This window comes from Rhodococcus sp. 05-2255-1e, assembly GCF_002259025.1.
In the GTDB taxonomy this organism is placed as follows: Bacteria; Actinomycetota; Actinomycetes; order Mycobacteriales; family Mycobacteriaceae; genus Rhodococcoides; species Rhodococcoides fascians.
The window spans coordinates 40,910-62,844 of the sequence record NZ_NOZE01000003.1 but is presented as its reverse complement, the minus strand read 5'-3'; the positions used below and the strand labels follow the sequence as shown (position 1 = coordinate 62,844).

25 protein-coding genes are annotated in these 21,935 nt (G+C 63.6%); 18 read left to right on the top strand and 7 right to left on the bottom strand.

Features of this window, described 5'->3' with window-relative positions:
- Nucleotides 1-59: 59 nt before the first annotated feature.
- The 6 genes from CH262_RS00335 (at nucleotide 60) to CH262_RS00310 (ending at nucleotide 5,685) form a co-directional block, all read left to right on the top strand.
- Nucleotides 60-1,193, top strand: coding sequence for a hypothetical protein (locus CH262_RS00335; RefSeq protein WP_179274878.1), 1,134 nt, complete (start codon nucleotides 60-62; stop codon nucleotides 1,191-1,193).
- A 261-nt stretch (nucleotides 1,194-1,454) separates the two neighbouring features.
- The gene (locus CH262_RS00330; RefSeq protein WP_094716643.1) at nucleotides 1,455-2,297 is read left to right on the top strand and encodes a glycosyltransferase family 2 protein; all 843 of its coding nucleotides are present in this window, start codon (nucleotides 1,455-1,457) and stop codon (nucleotides 2,295-2,297) included.
- A complete protein-coding gene (locus CH262_RS00325; RefSeq protein ID WP_256988596.1) occupies nucleotides 2,294-2,914 on the top strand; it encodes an acyltransferase in 621 nt (206 codons plus the stop codon). Before CH262_RS00330 ends, CH262_RS00325 begins: the two co-directional genes overlap by 4 nt.
- 167 nt (nucleotides 2,915-3,081) lie before the next feature.
- Nucleotides 3,082-3,966: a glycosyltransferase family 2 protein gene (locus CH262_RS00320; RefSeq protein ID WP_179274877.1), complete on the top strand. Its 885-nt coding sequence runs from the start codon at nucleotides 3,082-3,084 to the stop codon at nucleotides 3,964-3,966.
- Between the two features lie 221 nt (nucleotides 3,967-4,187).
- On the top strand, nucleotides 4,188-5,069 hold the full coding sequence (locus CH262_RS00315; protein WP_143547038.1) for an SGNH/GDSL hydrolase family protein: 882 nt from the start codon (nucleotides 4,188-4,190) through the stop codon (nucleotides 5,067-5,069).
- A gap of 163 nt (nucleotides 5,070-5,232) precedes the next feature.
- Nucleotides 5,233-5,685, top strand: coding sequence for a GyrI-like domain-containing protein (locus CH262_RS00310; RefSeq protein ID WP_027496057.1), 453 nt, complete (start codon nucleotides 5,233-5,235; stop codon nucleotides 5,683-5,685).
- Here the strand turns inward: CH262_RS00310 and CH262_RS27425 are convergent.
- A complete protein-coding gene (locus tag CH262_RS27425) occupies nucleotides 5,663-5,938 on the bottom strand; it encodes a hypothetical protein (RefSeq protein WP_179274876.1) in 276 nt (91 codons plus the stop codon). The two genes, CH262_RS00310 and CH262_RS27425, sit on opposite strands and share 23 nt — an antisense overlap.
- 371 nt (nucleotides 5,939-6,309) lie before the next feature.
- On the opposite strand from CH262_RS27425, the gene CH262_RS00300 reads away from it, so the two are divergent.
- The 3 genes from CH262_RS00300 to CH262_RS00295 all read left to right on the top strand — a co-directional run bounded on the left by CH262_RS00300 (nucleotide 6,310) and on the right by CH262_RS00295 (nucleotide 8,173).
- Nucleotides 6,310-6,984 (top strand): ScbR family autoregulator-binding transcription factor, encoded by a 675-nt coding sequence (locus CH262_RS00300; protein ID WP_027496059.1) that lies wholly within the window; start codon nucleotides 6,310-6,312, stop codon nucleotides 6,982-6,984.
- 56 nt (nucleotides 6,985-7,040) lie between these two features.
- Complete coding sequence (locus CH262_RS27420; RefSeq protein ID WP_167329154.1) at nucleotides 7,041-7,196, top strand: hypothetical protein; 156 nt, start codon at nucleotides 7,041-7,043, stop codon at nucleotides 7,194-7,196.
- Between the two features lie 74 nt (nucleotides 7,197-7,270).
- Nucleotides 7,271-8,173 carry an SDR family oxidoreductase gene (locus CH262_RS00295; protein WP_032407705.1) on the top strand — a complete coding sequence of 301 codons (903 nt, stop codon included), beginning with the start codon at nucleotides 7,271-7,273 and terminating at the stop codon, nucleotides 8,171-8,173.
- On the opposite strand, the gene soxR is transcribed toward CH262_RS00295, so the two are convergent.
- Complete coding sequence (soxR, locus tag CH262_RS00290; RefSeq protein ID WP_027496060.1) at nucleotides 8,089-8,589, bottom strand: redox-sensitive transcriptional activator SoxR; 501 nt, start codon at nucleotides 8,587-8,589, stop codon at nucleotides 8,089-8,091. The genes CH262_RS00295 and soxR overlap by 85 nt on opposite strands.
- 64 nt (nucleotides 8,590-8,653) lie before the next feature.
- Here soxR and CH262_RS00285 point away from each other — a divergent pair, with 64 nt between their 5' ends.
- Nucleotides 8,654-9,892 (top strand): arginine deiminase, encoded by a 1,239-nt coding sequence (locus tag CH262_RS00285; RefSeq protein ID WP_027496061.1) that lies wholly within the window; start codon nucleotides 8,654-8,656, stop codon nucleotides 9,890-9,892.
- A 13-nt stretch (nucleotides 9,893-9,905) separates the two neighbouring features.
- Here the strand turns inward: CH262_RS00285 and arsC are convergent, their stop codons facing one another.
- Complete coding sequence (gene arsC, locus CH262_RS00280; protein ID WP_027496062.1) at nucleotides 9,906-10,253, bottom strand: arsenate reductase (glutaredoxin); 348 nt, start codon at nucleotides 10,251-10,253, stop codon at nucleotides 9,906-9,908.
- A gap of 63 nt (nucleotides 10,254-10,316) precedes the next feature.
- On the opposite strand from arsC, the gene CH262_RS00275 reads away from it, so the two are divergent.
- From CH262_RS00275 to CH262_RS00265, 3 genes are all read left to right on the top strand, one after another.
- On the top strand, nucleotides 10,317-10,985 hold the full coding sequence (locus tag CH262_RS00275) for an SDR family oxidoreductase (RefSeq protein WP_027496063.1): 669 nt from the start codon (nucleotides 10,317-10,319) through the stop codon (nucleotides 10,983-10,985).
- A gap of 7 nt (nucleotides 10,986-10,992) precedes the next feature.
- A complete protein-coding gene (locus CH262_RS00270) occupies nucleotides 10,993-11,361 on the top strand; it encodes a GntR family transcriptional regulator (RefSeq protein ID WP_027496064.1) in 369 nt (122 codons plus the stop codon).
- Between the two features lie 69 nt (nucleotides 11,362-11,430).
- Nucleotides 11,431-11,853: a DoxX family protein gene (locus CH262_RS00265; RefSeq protein ID WP_027496065.1), complete on the top strand. Its 423-nt coding sequence runs from the start codon at nucleotides 11,431-11,433 to the stop codon at nucleotides 11,851-11,853.
- A 24-nt stretch (nucleotides 11,854-11,877) separates the two neighbouring features.
- Here the strand turns inward: CH262_RS00265 and CH262_RS00260 are convergent, their stop codons facing one another.
- Nucleotides 11,878-13,389: a dolichyl-phosphate-mannose--protein mannosyltransferase gene (locus CH262_RS00260; RefSeq protein WP_032371542.1), complete on the bottom strand. Its 1,512-nt coding sequence runs from the start codon at nucleotides 13,387-13,389 to the stop codon at nucleotides 11,878-11,880.
- Nucleotides 13,390-13,496: 107 nt separating this feature from the next.
- Between CH262_RS00260 and rsmI the strand changes: the two genes are divergently transcribed.
- Entirely contained in the window at nucleotides 13,497-14,321 is an 825-nt protein-coding gene (rsmI, locus tag CH262_RS00255; protein ID WP_027496067.1) for a 16S rRNA (cytidine(1402)-2'-O)-methyltransferase, read from the top strand.
- Nucleotides 14,322-14,324: 3 nt separating this feature from the next.
- Here rsmI and CH262_RS00250 read toward each other — a convergent pair whose 3' ends face one another.
- On the bottom strand, nucleotides 14,325-14,753 hold the full coding sequence (locus tag CH262_RS00250) for an SRPBCC family protein (protein WP_032373033.1): 429 nt from the start codon (nucleotides 14,751-14,753) through the stop codon (nucleotides 14,325-14,327).
- Between the two features lie 14 nt (nucleotides 14,754-14,767).
- Complete coding sequence (locus CH262_RS00245; protein WP_094716640.1) at nucleotides 14,768-15,772, bottom strand: alpha/beta hydrolase; 1,005 nt, start codon at nucleotides 15,770-15,772, stop codon at nucleotides 14,768-14,770.
- A 187-nt stretch (nucleotides 15,773-15,959) separates the two neighbouring features.
- Between CH262_RS00245 and CH262_RS00240 the strand changes: the two genes are divergently transcribed.
- Nucleotides 15,960-17,339 (top strand): WS/DGAT/MGAT family O-acyltransferase, encoded by a 1,380-nt coding sequence (locus CH262_RS00240; protein ID WP_094716706.1) that lies wholly within the window; start codon nucleotides 15,960-15,962, stop codon nucleotides 17,337-17,339.
- Between the two features lie 52 nt (nucleotides 17,340-17,391).
- Here CH262_RS00240 and metG read toward each other — a convergent pair whose 3' ends face one another.
- A complete protein-coding gene (metG, locus tag CH262_RS00235) occupies nucleotides 17,392-18,942 on the bottom strand; it encodes a methionine--tRNA ligase (protein WP_094716639.1) in 1,551 nt (516 codons plus the stop codon).
- A 21-nt stretch (nucleotides 18,943-18,963) separates the two neighbouring features.
- On the opposite strand from metG, the gene CH262_RS00230 reads away from it, so the two are divergent.
- The 3 genes from CH262_RS00230 to rsmA all read left to right on the top strand — a co-directional run bounded on the left by CH262_RS00230 (nucleotide 18,964) and on the right by rsmA (nucleotide 21,925).
- A complete protein-coding gene (locus CH262_RS00230; RefSeq protein WP_094716638.1) occupies nucleotides 18,964-19,791 on the top strand; it encodes a TatD family hydrolase in 828 nt (275 codons plus the stop codon).
- Between the two features lie 102 nt (nucleotides 19,792-19,893).
- A complete protein-coding gene (locus CH262_RS00225; RefSeq protein ID WP_027496073.1) occupies nucleotides 19,894-21,021 on the top strand; it encodes a resuscitation-promoting factor in 1,128 nt (375 codons plus the stop codon).
- A 28-nt stretch (nucleotides 21,022-21,049) separates the two neighbouring features.
- Nucleotides 21,050-21,925: a 16S rRNA (adenine(1518)-N(6)/adenine(1519)-N(6))-dimethyltransferase RsmA gene (rsmA, locus tag CH262_RS00220; RefSeq protein WP_032364124.1), complete on the top strand. Its 876-nt coding sequence runs from the start codon at nucleotides 21,050-21,052 to the stop codon at nucleotides 21,923-21,925.
- The last annotated feature ends 10 nt before the right edge of the window (nucleotides 21,926-21,935 follow it).

Here is a 21,935-nt window from a genome sequence, read left to right as displayed (position 1 = left end):
AGGCAATACAGAGCTCAGAGTGGCGTTACGTCGCCGGCGCTTGTGTCACACTTCATACGGTGACCAGCCAGATGACCGTCCATGTCGAGGACACCGACGCTCATCGAATTGCGGCCCGGATAGTGACGCCTCTCGGCAAAGAGGCTGTGGTGACCACCGCGTCGAATTACGAGTTGGACCATTCGGCGACTCCGTGGCTTCCTCCGATGCTGGTAGCGGGAATGCGAAAGAAGTGGAGTATCGCTTTCGACGGCCCGGTGGATTCGACGGCACTTCGAGGCGCTCCCGAGGCGCAGAAAGTGCTTCTCGACTGGTATCCCAGACGGTTTCATGGGATATCGGTATCGGCTGAGCCTTCCGATGCACTGTCCGACGGCCGAGGGGTGGGTTGCTTCTTCAGTGGAGGTGTGGACAGTTTCTATTCGGCAATCACCGAATCCGATCGCATCACCCATTTGATATTCGTTCACGGTTTCGACATCTCCGCCGGGAACGAGGAATTGGCGGGTCGAGCACTGGCCAGTGCCCGAGACGCGGCCGCGGAGCTCGGCAAGCCGCTGATCGAGGTCAAGACCACGTTGAGGTCGGCGTTCGGAGACCGATTGCCGCTCGATTGGGGATACGACCTTCACGGAGCCGCACTGGCTCACGTGGGGCTGGCGTTGTCGCAGCATGTGAGCACCGTCATGATTCCGTCGTCCAACAGTCGCTGGGATCTGCTGCCGTGGGGTTCCCATCCCGATCTGGACCCGCTGTGGTCGAGTAGCAGTGTCACGTTCGATCACCACGAGTTGGAGGTGGATCGGCTCGGCAAGCTCCGGCGGATAGGCCTGGACGAGACGGCGATGAAGCATCTACGGGTGTGCTGGGAGAACCGCGACGGTCGATTCAACTGCGGAGTGTGCTTCAAGTGCATCAGGACGAAGATCGGGTTGGCCGCTGCAGGTGCGGAGAGCGAGGCCCTTCCAGGACCCATCGATCTCCATGCGGTCAGGTCCCTGACGTTGACGAACCGTCAGTGCCACCACCTGCGAAACGGGCTTGCTGCCATGGAGGAAGCAGGCGTGACCGACGATGGTGTGGTTGCGGCAGTAGACACGGCGATCCGCCGAAGACACTGGCGACAGGCTGCGTCGTATTTACGACGCGCACGATCGATATCCACAGACTTCATACGTCGTCGCGTGAGCTGAGGCATTTCCGGCAATATGGCGTATTCGGACAACATTCGATCATTAACGGGAATCGAATTCTTTCGAACGTCTTATGAGCACCATTGACCTGAAACGGTCTTTTGGATTGCTTAGCACCCGCGGACGAGTCACGCTGCCGTTTTCGGCGCTCTGAGCTGGGGCTACTTCTTCGGCTGACTTTAGTGTTCGCGTGGCTGATGTCGTATCTTTATACGCGTGCCTGCGCGTTCGGTAGGTGTCGAATTCAATCAGGGGATCGAAATGAACACTCTCAGTGTGGTAATTCCGGTGCTCGACGAGGTCGACCACATCGGCGAATGCTTGAATCTGCTGCTCGATCAGGGAAACTACATAGACCGTATCGTCGTGGTGGACAACGGCTCGACCGACGGGACGCTCGATCTGGTCGAGACCCTGTGCGAGGTCAATGACAAGGTCCAGTTGGTGCACGAGCCGAATCGGGGCGTCGTGCATGCCCGGAACACAGGCTTCGATCTCGTGCAGTCGTCCATCATCGGGCGCATAGACGCCGATACGCGCGTCCGGCCCGGGTGGGCACGCTCCATCATCGAATTCTTCGAAGAGCACTCCACGGTTGCGGCAGCGGGCGGGCGGACCTACTTGTACGAGTCGCCGTGGGCCCGGCCTCTGGCGTGGCAACATGCTCGAGCGGAGCAGCGCGACCCGTCGGTGCGCAGCGCCTTGGCGGTATCGGGCAACAATTTCGCAATCCGCGCATCTGCTTGGCACGAGGTTCGGGATGTCGTCAGCGACAAGACCTGCGTGCACGAGGACATCGATCTGTGCTTGTCGTTGGTCGGCAAGAAGTTGCCGCTTGCTCAGAACGGCCGTATGAAGGCTGCGGTCTCCGGCCGGCGATCGGCTACCTCTCCGGTGAAGTACGTGAACTACGCGATCGCGGGCTACCGCTCCTACAAGGAGCACGGGCTCGCATCGGCCAAGCTGGCCCGGATCGTTGCGATCGATTGGCTCCTGCACACGCTGCGCTGGCCCATCTCGAGAATGTTCTCGGCGGTGCCCTCGCGCGCGCTACCCGTCGACGACCGTGCGCTGTCCGACGAACGGATGCGAGAGGCCGCGTGAACCTGCGCTCCCTGATCCCGACCTGGGCGAGCGACTCGTCGAACGTCAAGTGGGCCCTCTTTCAGATGCGTCAGGCAACCCTCGTGTCGGTGGCGAACCTGCCGTTCGTTCCGGCGGTACTGCGGGCGACCTTGCTGCGGCCGGCGGGAGTCCGGACGGACGGGCCGTGCTTGATATACGGCGGCGCGATGATCCAGGGTCGCGGGTCGGTACGGATGGGCACCGGGGTCTTCGTGAATTTCGGGTGCCACTTCGACACGGTTGCCGACATCGTGATCGGTGACGATGTGTTCCTGGCGGACCACGTTCGGATCATCACCAGTACCCATGACGTCGGACCGTCGTGGCGACGGGCAGGCCTGCTGCGGGGCGAGTCGGTCACCATCGGGCGAGGCACGTGGATCGGGTCCGGTGTGGTGATCATGCCCGGGGTCCGCATCGGTGAGGGATGCATCATCGGGGCGAATTCGTTGGTGACCAAGGATTGCGAACCGGACGCGGTGTACGTCGGCAGCCCAGCCGCTCGTCGCCGGGAGTTGAACGATCTAGCCGACGCGCGAGCCATAGCGGGCGCGACGCCTGATTTCGAGAGCAATACTCTGACGAACGATCGATAAAGCACTTGCCGATATCGACAAAAGACTATTATCGATCCGAAATTGGACGACTTATTTCGTCGAATTGATGATGTAGCATCATCTGCGTCAGAGGCTCGGCACTCTTTGCATTCGCTTCGGAAATTGTCGAGCTACGCATTGCCAAAAAGGTGTCAGGGGTTGGCGTTGTGAACACTCTTTCTGTTGTTGTGCCCGCATTCGACGAACAGGCGCATTTGGGTGGATGCCTGGACGCTTTATTGGCGCAACGTGAACACATTCACGAAATAATCGTGGTGGACAACAATTCCACCGACGATACCGTCGGCGTGGTAGCGAGCTACAGCCGACGGTTTCCGGAGATAGTTCTGGTCCGGGAGTCGAAGCGAGGCGTCGTTCATGCGCGCAACGCCGGTTTCGATCGGGCCGAAGGATCCATCATCGGACGTATCGATGCGGACACTCGGGTAGCTCCGGATTGGGCCGAGTCGATTCTGGATTTCTTCGACCGCAGACTGGACTACGCGGCGGTGACCGGGCCGATCCACCTGTACGACTCCCCGTGGACTGCACCGTACGGCGCGTACATGGACTACTCCACCAAGCGCAAACCCGACGAGTTACGGGTCTCGGCGGCCTCGGGTAACAACTTCGCCATTCGCCGCTCCGCTTGGGAAGCCGCCCGCGACCGCGTGAGTCTGCGTACCGACCTGCACGAGGATATCGATCTCTCGCTGTGCCTGTACCGCGTCGGTCTCCAGATCGCGCTGATCAAAACGATGTGCGTCGAGGTGTCCGGTCGGCGGCTGCTGACTCCGCCCCTCGAATATCGTCATTATGTGCTGAGTTCCTACCGAACATGGGCTCACCACGATTTGGCGAACAAGGCGCTACGTCGACTGTTGATCGCGGACATGATTCTGCATACCGTGCATTGGCCGTTGACTCGAATTTTGTCCGGATGCGAGTCGCGAATTCTGCCGGTGTCGCATTCGAACGAGGGCGTGACATCGCAACAATATTCGTCACCTGTTCGCGATGGCGAATATGCCACCACGGCGTCGGCCGAGTAAATTCACGGCTGATTCGAGCGGTACGCGACGATTGTCCGATCGGTAGCGCCGATAGACTCGCTGTATCTGCTGCCACCCCCGGAACCGGCCCCACGGTTCGATACAGGCCCGCGTGATCGCCGACGCGGTGTTACTGTCTCGTAGTTCTTCGACCCGCGGGTATCCGAGAGTCGAGTCGGGGTGGGCCGGTCGGGCGGCCGCATAGCAGGCGGGGGCGTGTCGTGCGCTTCGATGTTCGGATGTTCGTCGTCGGTCTTGCGGTGTCTCTGCTGACGGGACAGCTCGTCGGGACTGCGTCGGCGGACGTCGTCGACCACCCCGTCCAGGACCCGGTGCATTACGTCGCTCTGGGCGACTCCAGGGCTGCCGGGCCCGCGTGGTTGTCCTATGCCGGCGGAGACGGTTGTGGACGATCCGACGCGGCGTATCCGGCCATGATCGCGAGCGCACTGCACCCTGCGTCCTTCGCCAGCGTCGCGTGCAGTGGGGCGACGAGCGCACACGTCGTGTCCACGCCGCAGAGCACGTTCACGCCACTGCCTCGTCGTGTCCCGGTTCAGATCGATGCACTGCGGCCTCATACGACGCTGGTGACCCTCTCGATAGGCGGCAACGACCTGAATTGGGCGCAGTTGATCGGGCCGTGCCTGCAACCTGTGCCGCAGGAAGATCCTCGGTGCCGGAACAACCCCGTGGTCCTCCAGGAGATCGATCAGAGGCTCGGGCAGCTGGGGCCGGTGTTGGACGGGGTACTCGACGCCATTACGCAGCGTTCGCCACTCGCCGTCGTCGTGCTGGTCGGTCACGGTGGTTACTTCGACCATCAGGGCTGTTTCCCGGACTCGAATCTGCACGGTGCCGACGCGGCGTTCGTGCAGGATTTCTTCGTCCGGTTCGATTCCGTGCTTCGAGACAGTGCCGTCAGGCATGGGGCGACGTTCGTCGATGTGGCGGGGCCGGCCGTCGGCCACGACGCATGCGCACCGATTTCCGAGCGCTGGTTCATGGGCTCGATGACGTTCGGTCCGACACCGTTCTTGCATCCGACCCCGCTGGGCAGCGCTGCGATGGCGGGATTGGTGCTCGACGCAATCGGTCGGTGATGTCGCGTCGTCGGTGACAATGCGCGGGGACAACGCCCGGTGACACATCCTGTTGAACAAACGATCATCTGCGTACCGGTCGGCCCGGTAGATTGACGGGTTATATCGTGAACCGACGATCCGAGCGCTGGATCTGCCCCTGCAACTTCCATACGGAGTGTGAATGTCGTTCGAGATCGTCGACCTCCCCGAAACGTGGGTCGCCGGTCTCCCCGTTCGCAGTCCCAAACGAGCACTCGGGCGGTTGAACGATCCTGCCCTCAACCAGGCGTGGTCCGCAGTGCTCAATCAGGAGACTGCCGGACCGCTTGCGTCGATCTACACGGACTTCGCCCCTGGAATCGGATCGTACAATACACAGATAGTCGGTTACCAGTGCTCGTCGCTCGGGCAGGTGACGCGTGGGCATTTGATCGCAAAAGTGCCGTCTGCAAAATATGCCCGATTCTCCGCGGTGGGTTATTTTCCCGACGTTCTCACTCGATTGTGGAATCAGATCGATCACGCCGAGGAGAACGGGGAGATAGTGCGATCGTTCACCGGTGATTACGAGTGCTACCCGCACGCCTACAAAGTCGACCTGTATTTGGCCATCACGCAGCCCGGCGGTTCGTGATGAGCTTTCGGATCACCGCGCGCAGTGCCGAATTGTTCGGTGGGTTGGTGGCACCGCGGGTGGAGCCCGGTGCCGAGGCCAGTTGCAGCGAATGGATGGGATTCCTCCGAGATCGTGTGCGCGAGAAGAACATCGACGCCACGGAGGTGACCACCGTGTATGTCCCCGATGCGCACGGCACCGTCAATGCACTCGTCGGTGTCCCGCTGGACTCTCCGAGTGACGTCGCTGTGGGAGATGTGTTCGTATCCATACCGACTGGTGTGTTTGCAGTGTTCGTGCCCAGTGGTGGTCTCGCGGATCCGATCGAAGACGTCTGGGCGCAAGTCGACGAGTGCGTTCGATCCGGGACGCTATTCCGTGCTTACGCCGAGGAAGTAGAAGTCGTTACGAATGCTGGAGAAGTGGAACTTTTCGTTTCGATCGTTTTGTAAACGAGGTCTTCTTCATGTATTTGTCACTTTCGAATCACAAAATCGCCGATGAACCGGTTACTATTGGCAAGCGCTGACAAGCCCGTATAGGGAACGTGAATTCGAGTTCGTGGGTTCAGCACCCGGGAGCCAGCGCGGACCACAAGGTGTCGATGTCATCGCACGATCGACTGAGCAGGGGTGTAGCAACATGGTGAGACAACTCAGGGCCGAAGCCACTCGCGCGGCGGCGCTGCGCGCTGCAGCAGATCTCTTCCTCGACGTCGGGCATGCCAATGCCACGCTGAGTCAGGTGTCGGCGCAGTCCGGCGTGACCAAGGGCGCGCTGTACTTCCATTTCGCGTCCAAGGAAGAACTCGCTCGCGCCATCGTCGACGAAGGTCACGAGCGCGTGTCCACGGCCTGCGCGGGGCTGGTGGACAGCCGCAGCCCAGCCCTCGAGTCCGTCATCGGAATCTCGTACTCGGTTCTCGAACTGGCAGCGTCGGATCCGCTCGTTCGTGTGATGTACCGGTTGCAGATGGAGATCGACGGGTCCGACACCGCTCGCGGAAGCGTGTTCGGCACCTGGGGCAACATCTTCGAGCATCTTTTCGAGCGGGCCATCGAGCACGGCGACGTCGCCGACCACCTGGACGCAGGCAACGCGGCACTGCTGGTGTGCGAAATGCTGGCCGGGGTTCTGATGGTGTCCGAGGCGCAGTCGCGTCTGGAGGATGCGCCGTCTCGTATGGAGAAGGTGTGGAACACCGTGCTGCCGTCGTTGGTGCCTGCCGACAAGCTGGCCTACTTCCGCGAATTCGCAGCTCGCAGCCTCTCGAGCTTCGTGCGCGAGAACATCGATTCGAGCTCGGTCACCGTCTGACGTTCTCGTCGCCCGGGTGCTTGCTGCACGCCGACGTGAGGCGCACACTGTGTGACATGGAACACAGAATGTCGGACAACGAGCTCCGGAAAGCGATCGGCACTCTGCAGCACCGCGCGGACGATGCGCGGAAACGAGGTGCCGACGACGAGGCGACGCGTATCGAGAACACCGTCGCCGATTACCGAGACGAGATGTCGCAGAGATTGTGACGGCCCTGTCGGTCGTCACCGCGTAGGGTCGGAATCGACCTGACACGTGGCAACCGGTGGGGGAACAAGCTTCGATGGCTACATACGATCTGCGCGGCAAGAAGACGTTGATCACGGGAGCGGGCAGCGGAATCGGCCGGGCGACGGCCATCGCGGCTGCAGCGGTGGGAGCTGAACTGTTCCTTACCGACATCAACGCCTCCGGGCTTGCCGAGACCGTGGACCTGGTCGGTCGAGCGGGCGGCACGGTCAGTCACTCCTTGCCCTTCGACGTCTCCGATTTCGAAGCGGTCACCGCCTTCGCGGACGATATTCACGCCGAGTTCGGCAGCCTCGACGTCGTGATGAACGTCGCGGGCATCTCGGCGTGGGGCACCGTCGAGAATCTGGAGCATCGGCATTGGAAGTCCATGGTCGATGTCAATCTCATGGGTCCCATCCATGTCATCGAGAAATTCCTCCCGCCGATGATCGAGGCGGGCCGCGGTGGGCATCTGGTCAACGTCTCGTCCGCGGCGGGATTGATTCCTCTGCCCTGGCACGCTGCGTACAGCGCCAGCAAGTACGGCCTTCGTGGCGTGTCCGAAGTTCTTCGATACGACCTCAAACGTCACGGAATCGGCGTCAGCCTCGTCGTGCCCGGTGGGGTCAAGACCGGCCTGGTGCAGACGCTGCAGATCGCCGGTATCGATCGAGACGATCCTCGGGTGCAGAAGCTGCAGCACCGGTTCGAGAAGCGTGCTGTCGAACCGTCGGTCGTGGCCGATGCGATTCTCGCCGGTATCGCCAAACGCAAGTACCTCGTGTACTCCTCCAACGACATTCGCTTCGGTTACTGGATCTCGCGAAAGTTCGCGCCACCGTACGAGTTCGTGCTGCAACGAGCGAACGATCAGTTCTCCAAACTGCTCGAGCCGCGTCGCACCGACGGGGCGTCGAAGTCGACGTCCAGTGTGCGGGCACCGGGGCCGGAGTAGGAGAGCCGGTCGTGCGGGTTGGCCAGAGCGCAGCCGGCCAACGACAGACAACCACAGCCGATGCACCCGGTCAGATCGTCCCGTAAGCGAACCAACTGCTCGATACGCGAGTCCAGTTCGCGATGCCACCGCGTCGACAGCCTGGCCCAGTCCTCGCGGGTGGGCGTTCGCTCGTCCGGAAGTTCGCTCAACGCCTGACGGATGGTCGCGAGAGGGATTCCCACCTTCTGCGAGATACGAATGAACGCCACTCTGCGCAAAGTCTCGCGGTGAAACCTGCGCTGGTTGCCCGATGTTCGTCGACTGCTGATCAAGCCCTGCTTCTCGTAGAAATGCAACGCGGACACGGCGACGCCGCTGCGCTCCGACAGCTGGCCTGGAGTCAGTTCACGGACGTTCCACTCGGGCATCGGCACGACCTCGACATTACTTCAGGTCCGGATGCCAGCGCTGAACGACGAATGGGTTTACCGTTCGTTCATGAGCGTCGACTCCGCTGCGGGCCCGTTGGGAGCCAATTCCGAGGTAGGTGTGCTCCGCACTGTGATGCTGCACCGCCCGGGCGACGAGCTGCGGCGCCTGACTCCGAGAAACAACGACCAACTGCTGTTCGACGGATTGCCGTGGGTGGACCGGGCACAGGACGAGCACGATGCGTTCGCGGAGCTGCTGCGCAGCCGCGGCGTGACGGTGCTGCTGCTGGGCGAACTCCTCACCGAAGCGATGACGGTCAGCGGTGCCGCTCGGATGCAGGGCATCTCGGCTGCCGTCGACGCTCGGCGGCTCGGACGGGCTCTCGCCGAGGATCTCGCCCAGTACCTGCGCGGTATCCCGGCAGCCGAACTGGCTCAGATCCTGATGGCGGGCATGACGTTCGACGAGTTGCTCGAAGCCGAGTCCGGTGAGGCCGAGCCCAGTGGTGCCTCGCTGGTTCGCCGCATGCATCACGGGGGCGACTTCGTCATCGATCCGCTGCCCAATCTGCTGTTCACCCGTGACTCGTCGTTCTGGATCGACAACCGAGTGGCGATCACCTCCCTCGCCTTGCCTGCGCGAGTACGGGAAACGTCGCTGACCGACTTGATCTACGCATTCCATCCCATGTTCAAAGGCGTGCGACGTGCGTACGAATCCCGTACCGCTCCGGTCGAAGGCGGTGACGTGTTGCTGCTCGCTCCTGGAGTGGTCGCGGTGGGTGTGGGGGAGCGCACCACCCCTGCGGGCGCAGAAGCGTTGGCACGCAGTCTCTTCGAGGACGATCTGGCGCACAGCGTGTTGGTGGTGCCGATCGCGCAGGAGCGCGCGTCCATGCATCTGGACACCGTCTGCACCATGGTCGACACCGACGCGGTCGTGATGTATCCGGCTATTCAGGACACGTTGTCCGCGTTCACGATTCACCGCGAGGATGCCGGCGTCAGTATTCGCGGCGCCGACCCGTTCCTCGAAGCCGCTGCCGATGCGATGGGAATCGGCAAACTCCGGTTGATCGACACCGGACTCGATCATGTGACCGCCGAACGCGAGCAATGGGACGACGGCAACAACACCCTCGCGATCTCCCCGGGGGTGGTCGTTGCCTACGAGCGCAACGTCGAGACCAATGCGCGGCTCGAGGCGTCGGGCATCGAGGTGTTGCGAATCTCCGGGTCCGAGTTGGGCTCGGGCCGGGGTGGCCCCCGGTGTATGTCGTGCCCGGTGTCTCGCGAAAGGCTTTGACCGACAGGCGTTTCTACAGGACGGCGAGGACCTTGTCGGCGGGGCGAGCCAACACGGTTCCCTTGTCGGTGACCACGATCGGGCGTTCGATCAGTATGGGGTGCGCCGCCATCGCCGCGATCAAGGTCTCGTCGTCGGCCTCCGCCAGTTCGAGTTCTTTGTAGATGCTCTCGCGGGTGCGAACAGCCTGACGTGGTGAGAGTCCCGCGTCGGCGAGCAGCGTGCGGAGTTCGTCTTCGGTCGGCGGCGTCTCGAGGTACTTGACGACCTGGGGGACGATGCCCGCATCCTCGATCGTCTTCAGAACGGTGCGGGAGGTGTTGCAGCGTGGGTTGTGATAGATGGTTGCGGCCCGGGTCATGTTTGCAATCCTGTCACGCGGGTAGCCAACGCGACAGATCACGTCAGGAACGGGAGTAGTCGCATGACCGACAAGCGCATTGTCATTGCAGGTGGGCACGGCCAGATCGCCCAACATCTCACGCAGGTTCTCACGGCGCACGGTGACCGCGCTGTGTCGCTCATTCGCAACAGCGATCACGTCGATGCCGTCACGGCCCTCGGTGCGCTGCCGCAGGTCATCGATCTGGAGTCTGCGTCCGTCGACGAGTTGGCCGACGTTCTCTCCGGTGCCGACGCAGTGGTGTTCGCGGCCGGTGCAGGTCCCAACAGCGGTCCCGAGCGCAAGGACACCGTCGACCGGGCCGGTGCGGTGTTGTTGGCCGATGCCGCCGAGAAGGCCGGCGTTCGCCGCTACGTGCTGATCAGTTCCTTCGGGGCCGGTGAGCCGGTCGCGGACGACCTCGACGAGGGATGGAAAGCATACATCCGGGCCAAAACTGCTGCGGAAGAAGATGTTTCGTCCCGCGCGGGCTTGGACTGGACCGTTCTTCGCCCCGGCAAGCTGACCGACGAGGATGCGACGGACTCGGTTTCGCTCACCGAGCCTCCACTCGACCCCGGCGAGGTGACCCGTGCCGACGTGGCAGCGGTCGTCGCCCGTCTGATCGACACCGGCAGTGCCATCGGCAAAACGCTGATGCTCACGTCCGGATCGACGTCCATCGCCGACGCTGTCGACGCGGTTCGATGAGGCGATCGTGCGCGTAAGCATCGATCCGTCGAACACGACCCCGGTGTTCGAGCAATTGCGGATGCAGATTCTGGGATTGGTGCGGTCCGGGGATCTCATCGCCGGAACAAAGATCCCCACGGTACGTGGGCTTGCCGAAGAGCTGAAGATCGCGCCGAACACGGTGGCGAAGACCTACCGGGAGCTCGAACAGCAGGGAATCATCGAGACGCGGGGTAGGTCCGGATCGTTCGTGGCGTCCGGCGGTGATCCGTCACGGGACATCGCAGCCAGGGCCGCAACGGAATTCGTCCGGGCCGTCAGATCTATCGGTCTCGACGACGACCAGGCGCGAACGTTTCTAGAAGCTGCTCTGAAAGGGGCAGGCGGCCGGTAAGTTGACGCTTCAACCTCCTTCTGTCAGGGTGGTGCTGCCCATTCAGCCGCGCCAGAAGGATGCCTATCAATGAACTCCACACTCGTCCGTGACGCCGTCGCCCTCGTAGCTCGTATCGGCCTGGGAGTCGTCTTCATCGCCCACGGGTGGCAGAAGCTCAACACCTTCGGCCTCGACGGCACTGCTGCCAGCTTCGAGGCGATGAACATTCCGGTACCCACGGCGTCTGCCTACTTCGCAACGTTCGTCGAGCTCATCGGCGGCGGCGCATTGGTTCTCGGCATCTTCACTCCGATCGCCGGTCTGCTGCTGTTCGCCGACATGTTGGGAGCTGCATTCCTCGTCCACTTCGAGAACGGGGTGTTCGCCACCGAAAACGGCTACGAGCTCGTCGTCGCTCTCGGCGTCGGCGCGCTGATGCTCGCGGCGTTCGGTGCCGGTCGCATCAGCATCGACGGAATCACCAAGGGCAAGACCGCAATTCTGCAGTAGTCGGTAGCGAGCCGGGTGGGGCGCTCAGCGCCAGCTCGGTAACCACAATTGTTCCTGCCACATCTGCGGGGTGATCGGCATCGCGGTGAGGATCGGCCACAGCCACACGAAGTTGGCGATCACCACCGCGATGTACAGGCACACCAGAAGCAGTCCGGTGCCGCGTCTTTCGGCCGAGGCGCTCGCTTTTCCGATGATGTCGCCCAGTACCAGTGCGAAGCCCATCACCATGAACGGCGCGAGCGCCACCGCATAGAAGTAGTACATCTGCCGGTCGAGGGTCGCGAACCAGGGCAACAGTGCGGCACCGTAACCGACGAGAACCGTGGCGTAGCGCCAATCTCGTCGTACGAGAACGGACCACAGTGTCCAGGCGAGCATCGGCAAGGCCAACCACCACATCGCGGGCGTGCCGATCAGCATGATCGCCTTCACGCACGACGACGCCGAGCACCCCGACACGTTCTCGCCGTCGGCGAAGTAGTACAGCATGGGGCGTAGGCCCATCGGCCACGTCCACGGCTTGGATTCCCACGGGTGCCGATTGCCTGCCGAATTGGTCAGTCCCTCATGGAAATCGAGCACACTGCCGCTGTAGTACCAGAGCGACCGCAGGGCACCGGGGACAAAGGAGAACGGTCCGCCGAATCCGATTCCGTTGCCCACCTCGTGTCGGTCGACACCGGTCTCGGAGGTGAACCACGCCCAGTACGTCATCAGGTACACGGCGATCGGAACGATCACCAGCGCGTACAGCGCGGGTCCGATGTCGCGCACCGCAGTTCCGCGCCACGGTCGGCGAACCCCGTACGAACGACGAGCAGCCAGGTCGAACGCCACGCTCAGCAAGCCGAAGAACGCGATGAAATACAGACCCGACCACTTGGTGCCACATGCGAGACCCAGCATGACGCCGGCCCCGAAACGCCACCACCGCACACCCATTCGAGGGCCGAGATCGCTGACGTCCATGCGGCCCTCGGCTCGGACCGTCCACAGTCGCTTTCGCACGTCGTCGCGGTCGACGACCAGGCAACCCAGAGCAGCGGTGACGAACAGGGCCAGAAAGATGTCCAGCATGCCGATGCGGCTGCTGACGAACGTCACACCGTCGACGATGAGCAGAATCCCTGCGATCGCACCGATGAGCGTCGAGTGGGTGAGGCGTCGGACGATGCGAATCACCAGCAGTACCAACAGTGTTCCGGCGACCGCGGACGAAAAGCGCCATCCCCAACCGTTGTAGCCGAACAACGCCTCGCCGACGGCGATCAGCTGTTTGCCGACCGGCGGGTGCACCACCAGTCCGTAGGCCGGATTGTCCTCGAGCCCGCCGCCGGTGAGCACCTGATAGCCCTGCGGTGCGTAGTGCTTCTCGTCGAACACCGGCGTTCCGGCGTCGGTGGGGTACCGAAGCATTGTGAAACGCGTGATCGCACAGATGGCGGTGACGACGAGGGTGACGATCCAGCCGCGTCGTACATCGGTGTCGTGGAACCAGTCGCGCGCGGCAACAGTGGGCCCGGGACTGACCATCGACCGGTCGCCGGAGCGCTCAGAGGTCAGCAAGGTCACGTACCGATCGTAGGCGGTGTTCCGGAGTGGGCGGCAGGCCGCTGCACCGCATGGGAGACACTGGAGACATGCTCATCCTTGCTGCCACCCCGATGGGCGACGTCGGAGATGCCTCGCAGCGCCTGCGTGATGCCCTCGGTAGTGCCGATGTCGTGGCCGCCGAAGACACCCGACGCACCAAACAACTGGCGTCCTCCCTCGGCGTGACGATCGGGGGCAGGGTCGTCAGTTTCTACGACCAGGTCGAAACGGCGCGGCTACCCGCACTGGTCGAGGCCGTCGCCGAGGGAAAGACCGTACTGCTGGTGACCGACGCGGGCATGCCGTCGGTGAGCGATCCGGGCTACCGGTTGGTCGCGGCCTGCGTCGACGCCGACCTGCCGGTGACCTGCCTGCCCGGACCGTCGGCCGTCACGACCGCCCTCGCACTGTCGGGGCTGCCGGTGGAGCGCTTCTGCTTCGACGGATTCGCCCCGCGCAAGCAGGGACAGCGGCGCACGTATTTCCAGTCGGTGCTCGCCGAACCGCGTGCCATCGTCTTCTTCGAGGCCCCGCATCGGCTCGTCGCATGTCTCGAGGACGCGGTGCACGTTCTCGGCCCCGACCGCCGCGCTGCGGTGTGCCGAGAGCTCACCAAGACCTACGAGGAGGTACGCCGCGGCGGACTGGGGGAGCTGCTCGACTGGGCACGTGACGGAGTGCGCGGTGAGATCACCGTTGTACTCGAAGGAGCGGTCGCCGTCGCCGAGGAACCCGAGGATCTCGTGGCCGAGGTGGAATCGCTCGTGGCGTCGGGCATGCGGTTGAAGGACGCCTGCGCTCAGGTGGCCGTCGCAGGCGTGTCCAAGCGCGAGGTGTACGAGGCCGTTCTCGCCGCCCGCAAGGATCAGTGACGCTCAGCCCACCACGTGCTGGCGTAGCCCTTCGGTCGCTGCCTCGAGAATGGTCTTGGTGCCCTTCTTGACGAGGAAGCCGGGCAGGGGAGCCTTCGGGTCGACGGTCAGCTCGAATTCGACGTGCGTGCCGTTGCCCTTGGGCGTCAACGTGTATCGGCCTTCCTGGGCCTTCTGCTGTGAGCTCTCCACCAAGCTCCACGACACCTCGTTCTCGCTCCAGGTGTACTGGACCAACTGCTCGTCGTTGATGCCGATGATCGAGACCTTCATCTTGACGTGGTTCGGTCGACCGTCGTCGAAGCGGTCGACCACCTCGCACTTCTTGTGTACGGGGGACCACGAGGGGATGCCTTCGACGTCGGCGAGGACGTCGAGAATTGTCGCTGCGTCGGCCTCGATGTCGACGGACTTGTTCACTGTGACTGCCATGGGGAGAAGGTATCTCAGCTTTCTGTACTGGGGCTGACGTTCCGGGCGAACTCGCCGATGGCGCGTAGTGCGCGTCGGGCTTCGGGAACGAAATCGGCGGCCTGGAACACGTGCACCTGATCCTCGAAGACCTGTAGTTCGCAGTCGACGCCGGCGACGGCGAGGCGCTCCGCCATGAGTTCGGCGTCGGCATAGACCATTTCGGTCGATCCGACCTGGATCAGCACCGGCGGCAGGCCGGCGAGATCTCCGTCGACCGGTGAGACCCGAGGGCCGCGTTCACCTTCGATGACGATCCGTGCGTCGACCCGATCGGCGAGGGCGGTCAGTGCGGGAACAGCGTTGGACGGAAACACCGAACACTTCTTGGCGTTCTCGTGAGTCAGCTTGCCGGTGGGATCCATGTCGGTCAGCGGCGACATCGTGAAGATGCCGGCAGGTGCCGGAAGGCCGACGGTACGCAATGCGAGGGTGACCATGAAAGCCAGGTATCCGCCGGCCGAGTCCCCACCCATCAGGATCTGATCCGGCCGGTAGCCGGAGTCGAGGAGAAAGCGATAGGCGTCGACTCCGTCCTCGACGGCGTGCGCGATCGGGTTGCGCGGCATCATGCGGTAGTTCACCGACAGCACCGGGCCGTCGACGCTCTTGGAGACCCGCGAGGTCATCCGCCGGTGCGTTCTCAGTCCGCAGCACACGAACGCGCCGCCGTGCATGTACAGGACGACACGGTCGTTTCCACTGCCTTCGGCGCGGATCCACTCGGCCTCGCATTCGGAGAGCATGACGCGACTGCGGGTGGTGCCGCTGATCTGGGGGACGAGCAGACCCGCGTAATCGACCAAACCCATCGGCCACGGCAGCGACGGTGCCTGCGCCCACACCGTCAGGAACGGGCGCACGGTGAACTGCAGGTACTTGGACAGGATCTGCGACTGCAGGCTTGCTCCGCGGATATCGCGGCGGCGCGCAGTGGCTGCCGCGTCGGACGTTTTCACTACGGTGAGCGCCGGATTCATAGCCGTCGCCTCCATCCCCGTTGGCTGTTGCAGGGCGCGTGTGCGCCGTGCGTCGGATCCCCGTTCTGTTTGGAACCCCTGGTAACGGACAATAGCGGGTGGGATTTCGTGAGCGCACGTAAGGTCGTGTTCTGAGTCACATTCGGTGCCGTACCGTGACATAAAACAAATGGAAAAAGGACAGCTCATGGCACTCATGCCCATCACCGAATCGATGTTTCTGATCGCCGAGTCACGGGAGCACCCGATGCACGTGGGCGGGTTGCAACTGTTCATTCCACCGGGGGATCCGCACGAGTTCGCGCAGGAGGTGCATCGCAAGTTCACCACTGGTGAGGTACACGAGTTGTTCCGCAAACGGCCTGCCCGGCCCGTGCAGATCATGGGAAACCTGGCGTGGGCATTCGACCAGGACGTCGACTTCGAGTACCACGTCCGACGGGCCGTCCTGCCCTCGCCGGGGCGCATCCGCGAGCTGTTCCAGTTCCTCTCGCTCAATCACAGTTCCCCTCTCGATCGGTACCGGCCGATGTGGGAACTGCACATCGTGGAGGGTCTGGCCGACGGCCGAGTTGCGTTGTACACCAAGATGCATCACTCGCTGGTCGACGGCGTCAGCGCTCTGAAGCTGTCGATGCGCACGCTCACCGATGATCCGGAAGACCGCAACGGGGTGGCCACCTGGGACCCGTCGCTGTTCCGCAAGCGCAAGAATCAGGCCGTCGCCGAGCAGCCTGGGCGGCTGGCGCAACTGGGCAGCGGGCTTTCGGTGGGACGCAAGATTGCCGGCGACCTGGTGGATTTCGCGCCTGCCTCCGCGCGAATCGGATTGCGCGCGTTGAAGAAACAGGGCGCACAACTACCGCTGCAGGCGCCGCGGACGATGTTCAACGTGCCCATCGGTGGCGCTCGACGCTTCGCGGCGGAGAGCTGGTCGATCGAGCGTATTCGTAAGGTCGGTACCGCCCTCGATGCAACGCTGAACGACATGGTGCTCGCGATGTGCGCCGGTGCGCTGCGTGCCTACCTCATCGATCAGAACGCGCTCCCCGAGGAGCCACTGATTGCCATGGTGCCGGTCTCGCTGCGCAAGGAGGGTGACAGCAAGGACGCCGGTAACTCCGTGACGACCATTCTGTGCAACCTGGGGACCGACGAATCCGATCCGCTGCTTCGCCTCGGACGCATCAAGGAGTCCACCGTCCGAGGCAAGCAGATGATGGGGGAGCTCAACACCCTCGAAGCGCTTGCCGTCGGTGCAATCACCATGGCCCCGTTGTTGTTCGGGCCGGTGCCGGGATTCGTCGACTACACCCCCCCGCCGTTCAACGTGATCATCTCCAACGTGCCGGGTTCCAAGGAGGATCTCTACTGGAACGGCGCGAAACTCGACGGCATCTACCCGGCGTCCATCGTGTGCGACGGACAGGCGCTGAACATCACCGTCGCCAGCAACGGCGATTCGTTGAACTTCGGGCTCATCGGGTGCCGACGCAGTGTGCCGCACCTGCAGCGGATGCTCACGCATCTGGAGAACACGCTGGAGGAACTCGAAAAGGCGGCGTAGCCCCACGTGAGTGGAACCTCGTAGTGGGCTACGAAGTTCCACTCACGAGGGCTTACTTCTCCTCGTACTTGGGGAACACCGGCGTCGGGGCAGGGAGAGCGGTGCCGGGCACCGAACGTGTTGCGATGTCGGCGAATTCGCGGTTCGACGCCCCGAGTAGGTCGAGGATGCGCGACGCGGAATCGGGCATGACGGGCTGGGCCAGGATGCTCACGATGCGCAACACCTCGATCGTCACGTACAGCACCGTGGCCATGCGATCGGGGTCGGTCTTGCGCAGCACCCATGGCTGCTGCAGCGAGAAGTAGCGGTTGGTCTCGCCGAGTACCGACCAGATCGCTTCGAGCGCGGAATGGATTGCCTGCACATCGAATTCGCGTCGGCAGATCTCCAGCAGCGCGTCCGCGCGGGCCAGCATCGCCTCGTCCTCGGCGGTGAATGCACCCGGTGTCGGGAGCTGTCCTTCGAGATTCTTCGCCACCATCGTCAGCGAACGCTGCGCGAGGTTGCCCAGTTCGTTGGACAGGTCGGCATTGACGCGGGCGACGATCGCCTCGTGGCTGTAGCTGCCGTCCTGCCCGAACGAGACCTCGCGGAGGAAGAAGAAGCGCACCGGGTCGAGGCCGTAGTTCTCCACCAACGAGTCGGGGGTCAGCACGTTGCCCAGAGACTTGGACATCTTCTCGCCCTTGACATTCAAGAACCCGTGCACGAACACCCGCTTGGGTAGCTCGATGCCTGCGGACATCAGGAATGCAGGCCAGTAGACGGTGTGAAATCTCGTGATGTCCTTGCCGATGACGTGCAGATCGGCGGGCCAGAACTTCCGATACGCCTCCGAGTCGGTCTCGGGGAAACCCGCACCGGTGAGGTAGTTGGTCAACGCGTCGACCCACACGTACATGACGTGCGCGGGATCGCCGGGTACCGGCACACCCCAGTCGAATGTGGTCCGGGAGATCGACAGGTCGCGCAGACCGCCCTTGACGAAGTTCACGATCTCGTTGCGGCGCGTGTTCGGCGCGATGAAATCGGGCGACGCGTCGTACATCTCGAGCAGTTTGTCCTGGTACTGCGAGAGCCGGAAGAAGTACGACGACTCCTCGGTCCACTCGACGGGTGTGTTCGACTCGGTCGCGACGCGGGACCCGTCCTCGGTCAGGGTGGTCTCGGCCTCGGTGTAGAACGCCTCGTCGCGGACCGAGTACCAGCCGGAGTAGGAGTCGAGGTAGATGTCGCCGTTCGCCTCCATCCGTCGCCACAGTTCCTGGCTGGCGGCATGGTGGTCGGCATCGGTGGTGCGGATGAAGCGGCCGTAGGAGCTCTGCAGCAGATCGTGCGCCGCCTGGAAGGCGTCGGAATTGCGCGCCGCGAGCTCGCGGACGTCGATGCCCTCGTTCTGCGCGGTCTGCTGCATCTTGAGGCCGTGCTCGTCGGTTCCCGTCAGAAAGCGCACGTCGTAGCCATCGAGGCGCTTGAAGCGCGCGATCGTGTCGGTGGCGATGTATTCGTACGCGTGCCCGATGTGGGGTGCTCCGTTGGGGTACGCGATTGCCGTGGTGACGTAGAAGGGTGGCCGTGAGGCATCAGCTGGCGCAGTCATGGTGCGCCTACTCTATCCAGCGTGAGTAGAGAACGTCCCGCGCCACCGCTGCCCGATGCCGTCGGCACCCTCGTCGACGCCCACACCCACCTCGATGCCTGCGGAGCGACCGATGCCGCGAGCGTGGCCGCGATCGTCGATCGCGCCGAGTCGGTGGGGGTCACCCGGGTGGTCACGATCGCCGACGACCTCGACGCCGCGCGCTTCGCCGTCGACGCTGCATCCTGGGATCCACGGGTGTGGGCGGCGGTCGCGATCCATCCCACCCGCGCGAATGTGCTCGACGACGCAGCGAAGGCCGAGATCGAACGACTCGCGGCCGATCCCCGCGTCGTCGCCATCGGCGAAACGGGTCTGGACTACTACTGGCCCGGCAAGCTCGACGACTGTGCGACGGTCCCGGAGCAGCACGAGGGATTTCGCTGGCACATCGATCTCGCCAAGCGCCTCGGGAAGCCGCTGATGATCCACAACCGCGAGGCCGACGAGGATCTGCTCGCGGTCCTGGTCGCCGAGGGCGCTCCGGAGACGGTGATCTTCCACTGCTTCTCCGGCGGGCCCGAGACCGCCAAGGCCTGCGTCGACGCCGGTTACGTTCTCAGCTTCTCGGGGACGGTCAGTTTCAAGAACGCGCATGCGCTGCGTGAGGCCGCAGTGCTGGTGCCCGACGAGCTGGTGCTGGTGGAAACGGATGCTCCGTTTCTCACTCCGCATCCGTTTCGCGGTGCACCCAACGAGCCGTACTGCCTGCCGTACACCGCCCGGGCGCTGGCCGAGGTTCGTGGCCAGGACCCGGCCGAACTGTCGGCGCATGCCACGGCGAATGCCGAGCGGGTGTACGGGCTGTAGCTCCTTGGGTTGCGGCGGAGGTACTAATTCGTTACCGTACCGTGACCGAACTCGGGCGTTTCGACCCCGAAGTCACGCTTGCAACCGCCAGGAATACGAAACTTGTCGACTATCAGACGCCTCAACTCCGCTCGTTCGACCACGCTCTACCTGGTCATCGCGGCCCTGTTGATGACGCTGGTCGCCGGGGGCGTGATGGCGGTGAGCCGTCACAAAACCGTGACCATCGACGTCGACGGCGACATGATTTCGCTGAGCACGATGAAGACCGACGTCAACAGCGCTCTCGTCGATGCCGGCTACACGCCGTCGGACAAGGATCTGGTCGTTCCCGCGCCCGACTCCGGGCTGAGCGACGGCGACACCGTCGTGCTGCGCCGCGCCCGCGAGATCACCCTGAACGTCGACGGCAAGCCGGAGGAGATCTGGACCACCGCGTTGACCGTCGAGGAAGCTCTGCAGCAGACGGGCCTCGCCGAGGACGTCCACGTGTCGGCGTCTCGCTCCGAGCGGTTGCCCCTCGACGGCACCGAACTGGACGTGGCCCTGCCCAAGCAGGTCTCGCTGGTCGACGGAGGCAGTCCGGCAACGCCGGTGACGCTCGCCGCTCCGACCGTGCGCGAATTCCTCGAAGCAGCGGGCAAGCCGTTGGAAGAGGCCGACACCGTGTCGCCGGATCCGGATGCCGCCGTCACCGACGGTGCCGAGATCGTCGTCACGCGCGACCGGACCGTCACCAAGACCGAGACCACCGACACCGATGCCCCGGAACAGCGCATCGAGGATCCGACGATGAACATGAGCAAGACCGTCGTCGAGAACCCCGGCGCTCCCGGCGTCTCCGACATCACCTGGAAGATCAACATGGTCAACGGGGTCGAGGCCGGACGCGAGAAGATCGACGAAGTCGTCAAGGTGCCGGCGCAGCCGAAGACCGTTCGAGTCGGAGCCAAGCCCGGCACCGAGGTCCCACCCGTGGAGAACGGTGCGATCTGGGACGCGCTTGCTCAATGCGAGGCAACCGGCAACTGGGCCATCAACACCGGTAACGGTTTCTACGGCGGCGTGCAGTTCGACCAGAACACCTGGGAACGCCAGGGCGGCCTGAAATACGCACCGCGCGCCGACCTCGCCACCCGCGAAGAACAGATCGCCATCGCATCGGTGACGCAGAAGTCGCAGGGCTGGGGCGCATGGCCGGCATGCACCTCGCGTCTGGGTTACCGCTGATCACCTGCCCGCCCGTAGAGTTCGCACCGTGTCCGAACATGTGAGGGGAGCTGCGGCTCTGCTCGGTCCTGCCGAAGTCCGCTCTCTCGCTGCCGAGCTCGACGTGCGTCCCACCAAACAACTCGGCCAGAACTTCGTGCACGACGCCAACACCGTGCGACGCATCGTCGCCTCCGCCGGTGTCGGACCTCAGGACACCGTCCTCGAAGTCGGTCCCGGCCTCGGATCGTTGACTCTCGCTCTGCTCGATGTGGCCGACGCCGTTGTCGCGGTCGAGATCGACCCCAAGCTCGCGACCCGGCTGCCCATCACGGTGGCCGACCGCGCCCCCACCCTCGCCGAACGGTTGACGGTCATCGAAGCCGACGCGTTGCGCGTACGGGCCGAGGACATTCCCGGACACCCGACGGCATTGGTGGCGAACCTGCCGTACAACGTCGCGGTGCCTGTGCTCATTCACCTGTTTTCGGAGCTACCCAGCCTGCGGGTGGCCGTGGTGATGGTCCAGGCCGAGGTTGCCGATCGCCTCGCCGCGGTACCGGGAAGCAAGATCTACGGCATTCCCAGCGTCAAGGCCCGATTCTTCGGTGACGTCAAACGGGCCGGGGCAGTAGGCCGTTCGGTGTTCTGGCCGGTTCCCAAAGTGGAATCGGGGCTGGTGCGCATCGATCGATACGCCGAGCCGCCGTGGCCGACCGACACTGCACACCGGAAGTCGGTATTCGCCGTCATCGACGCCGCATTCGCCCAGCGCCGCAAGACTTTACGAGCAGCCCTCGCGGGGTGGGCCGGTTCACCCGTCGCCGCGGAGCGCAGACTTCGCGAGGCCGGAATCGATCCCACGGCCCGCGGGGAAACGATCGACGCGGCAGCGTTCGTTCGTCTGGCGGCTACCGAGGCCTGACGTCTCGTTC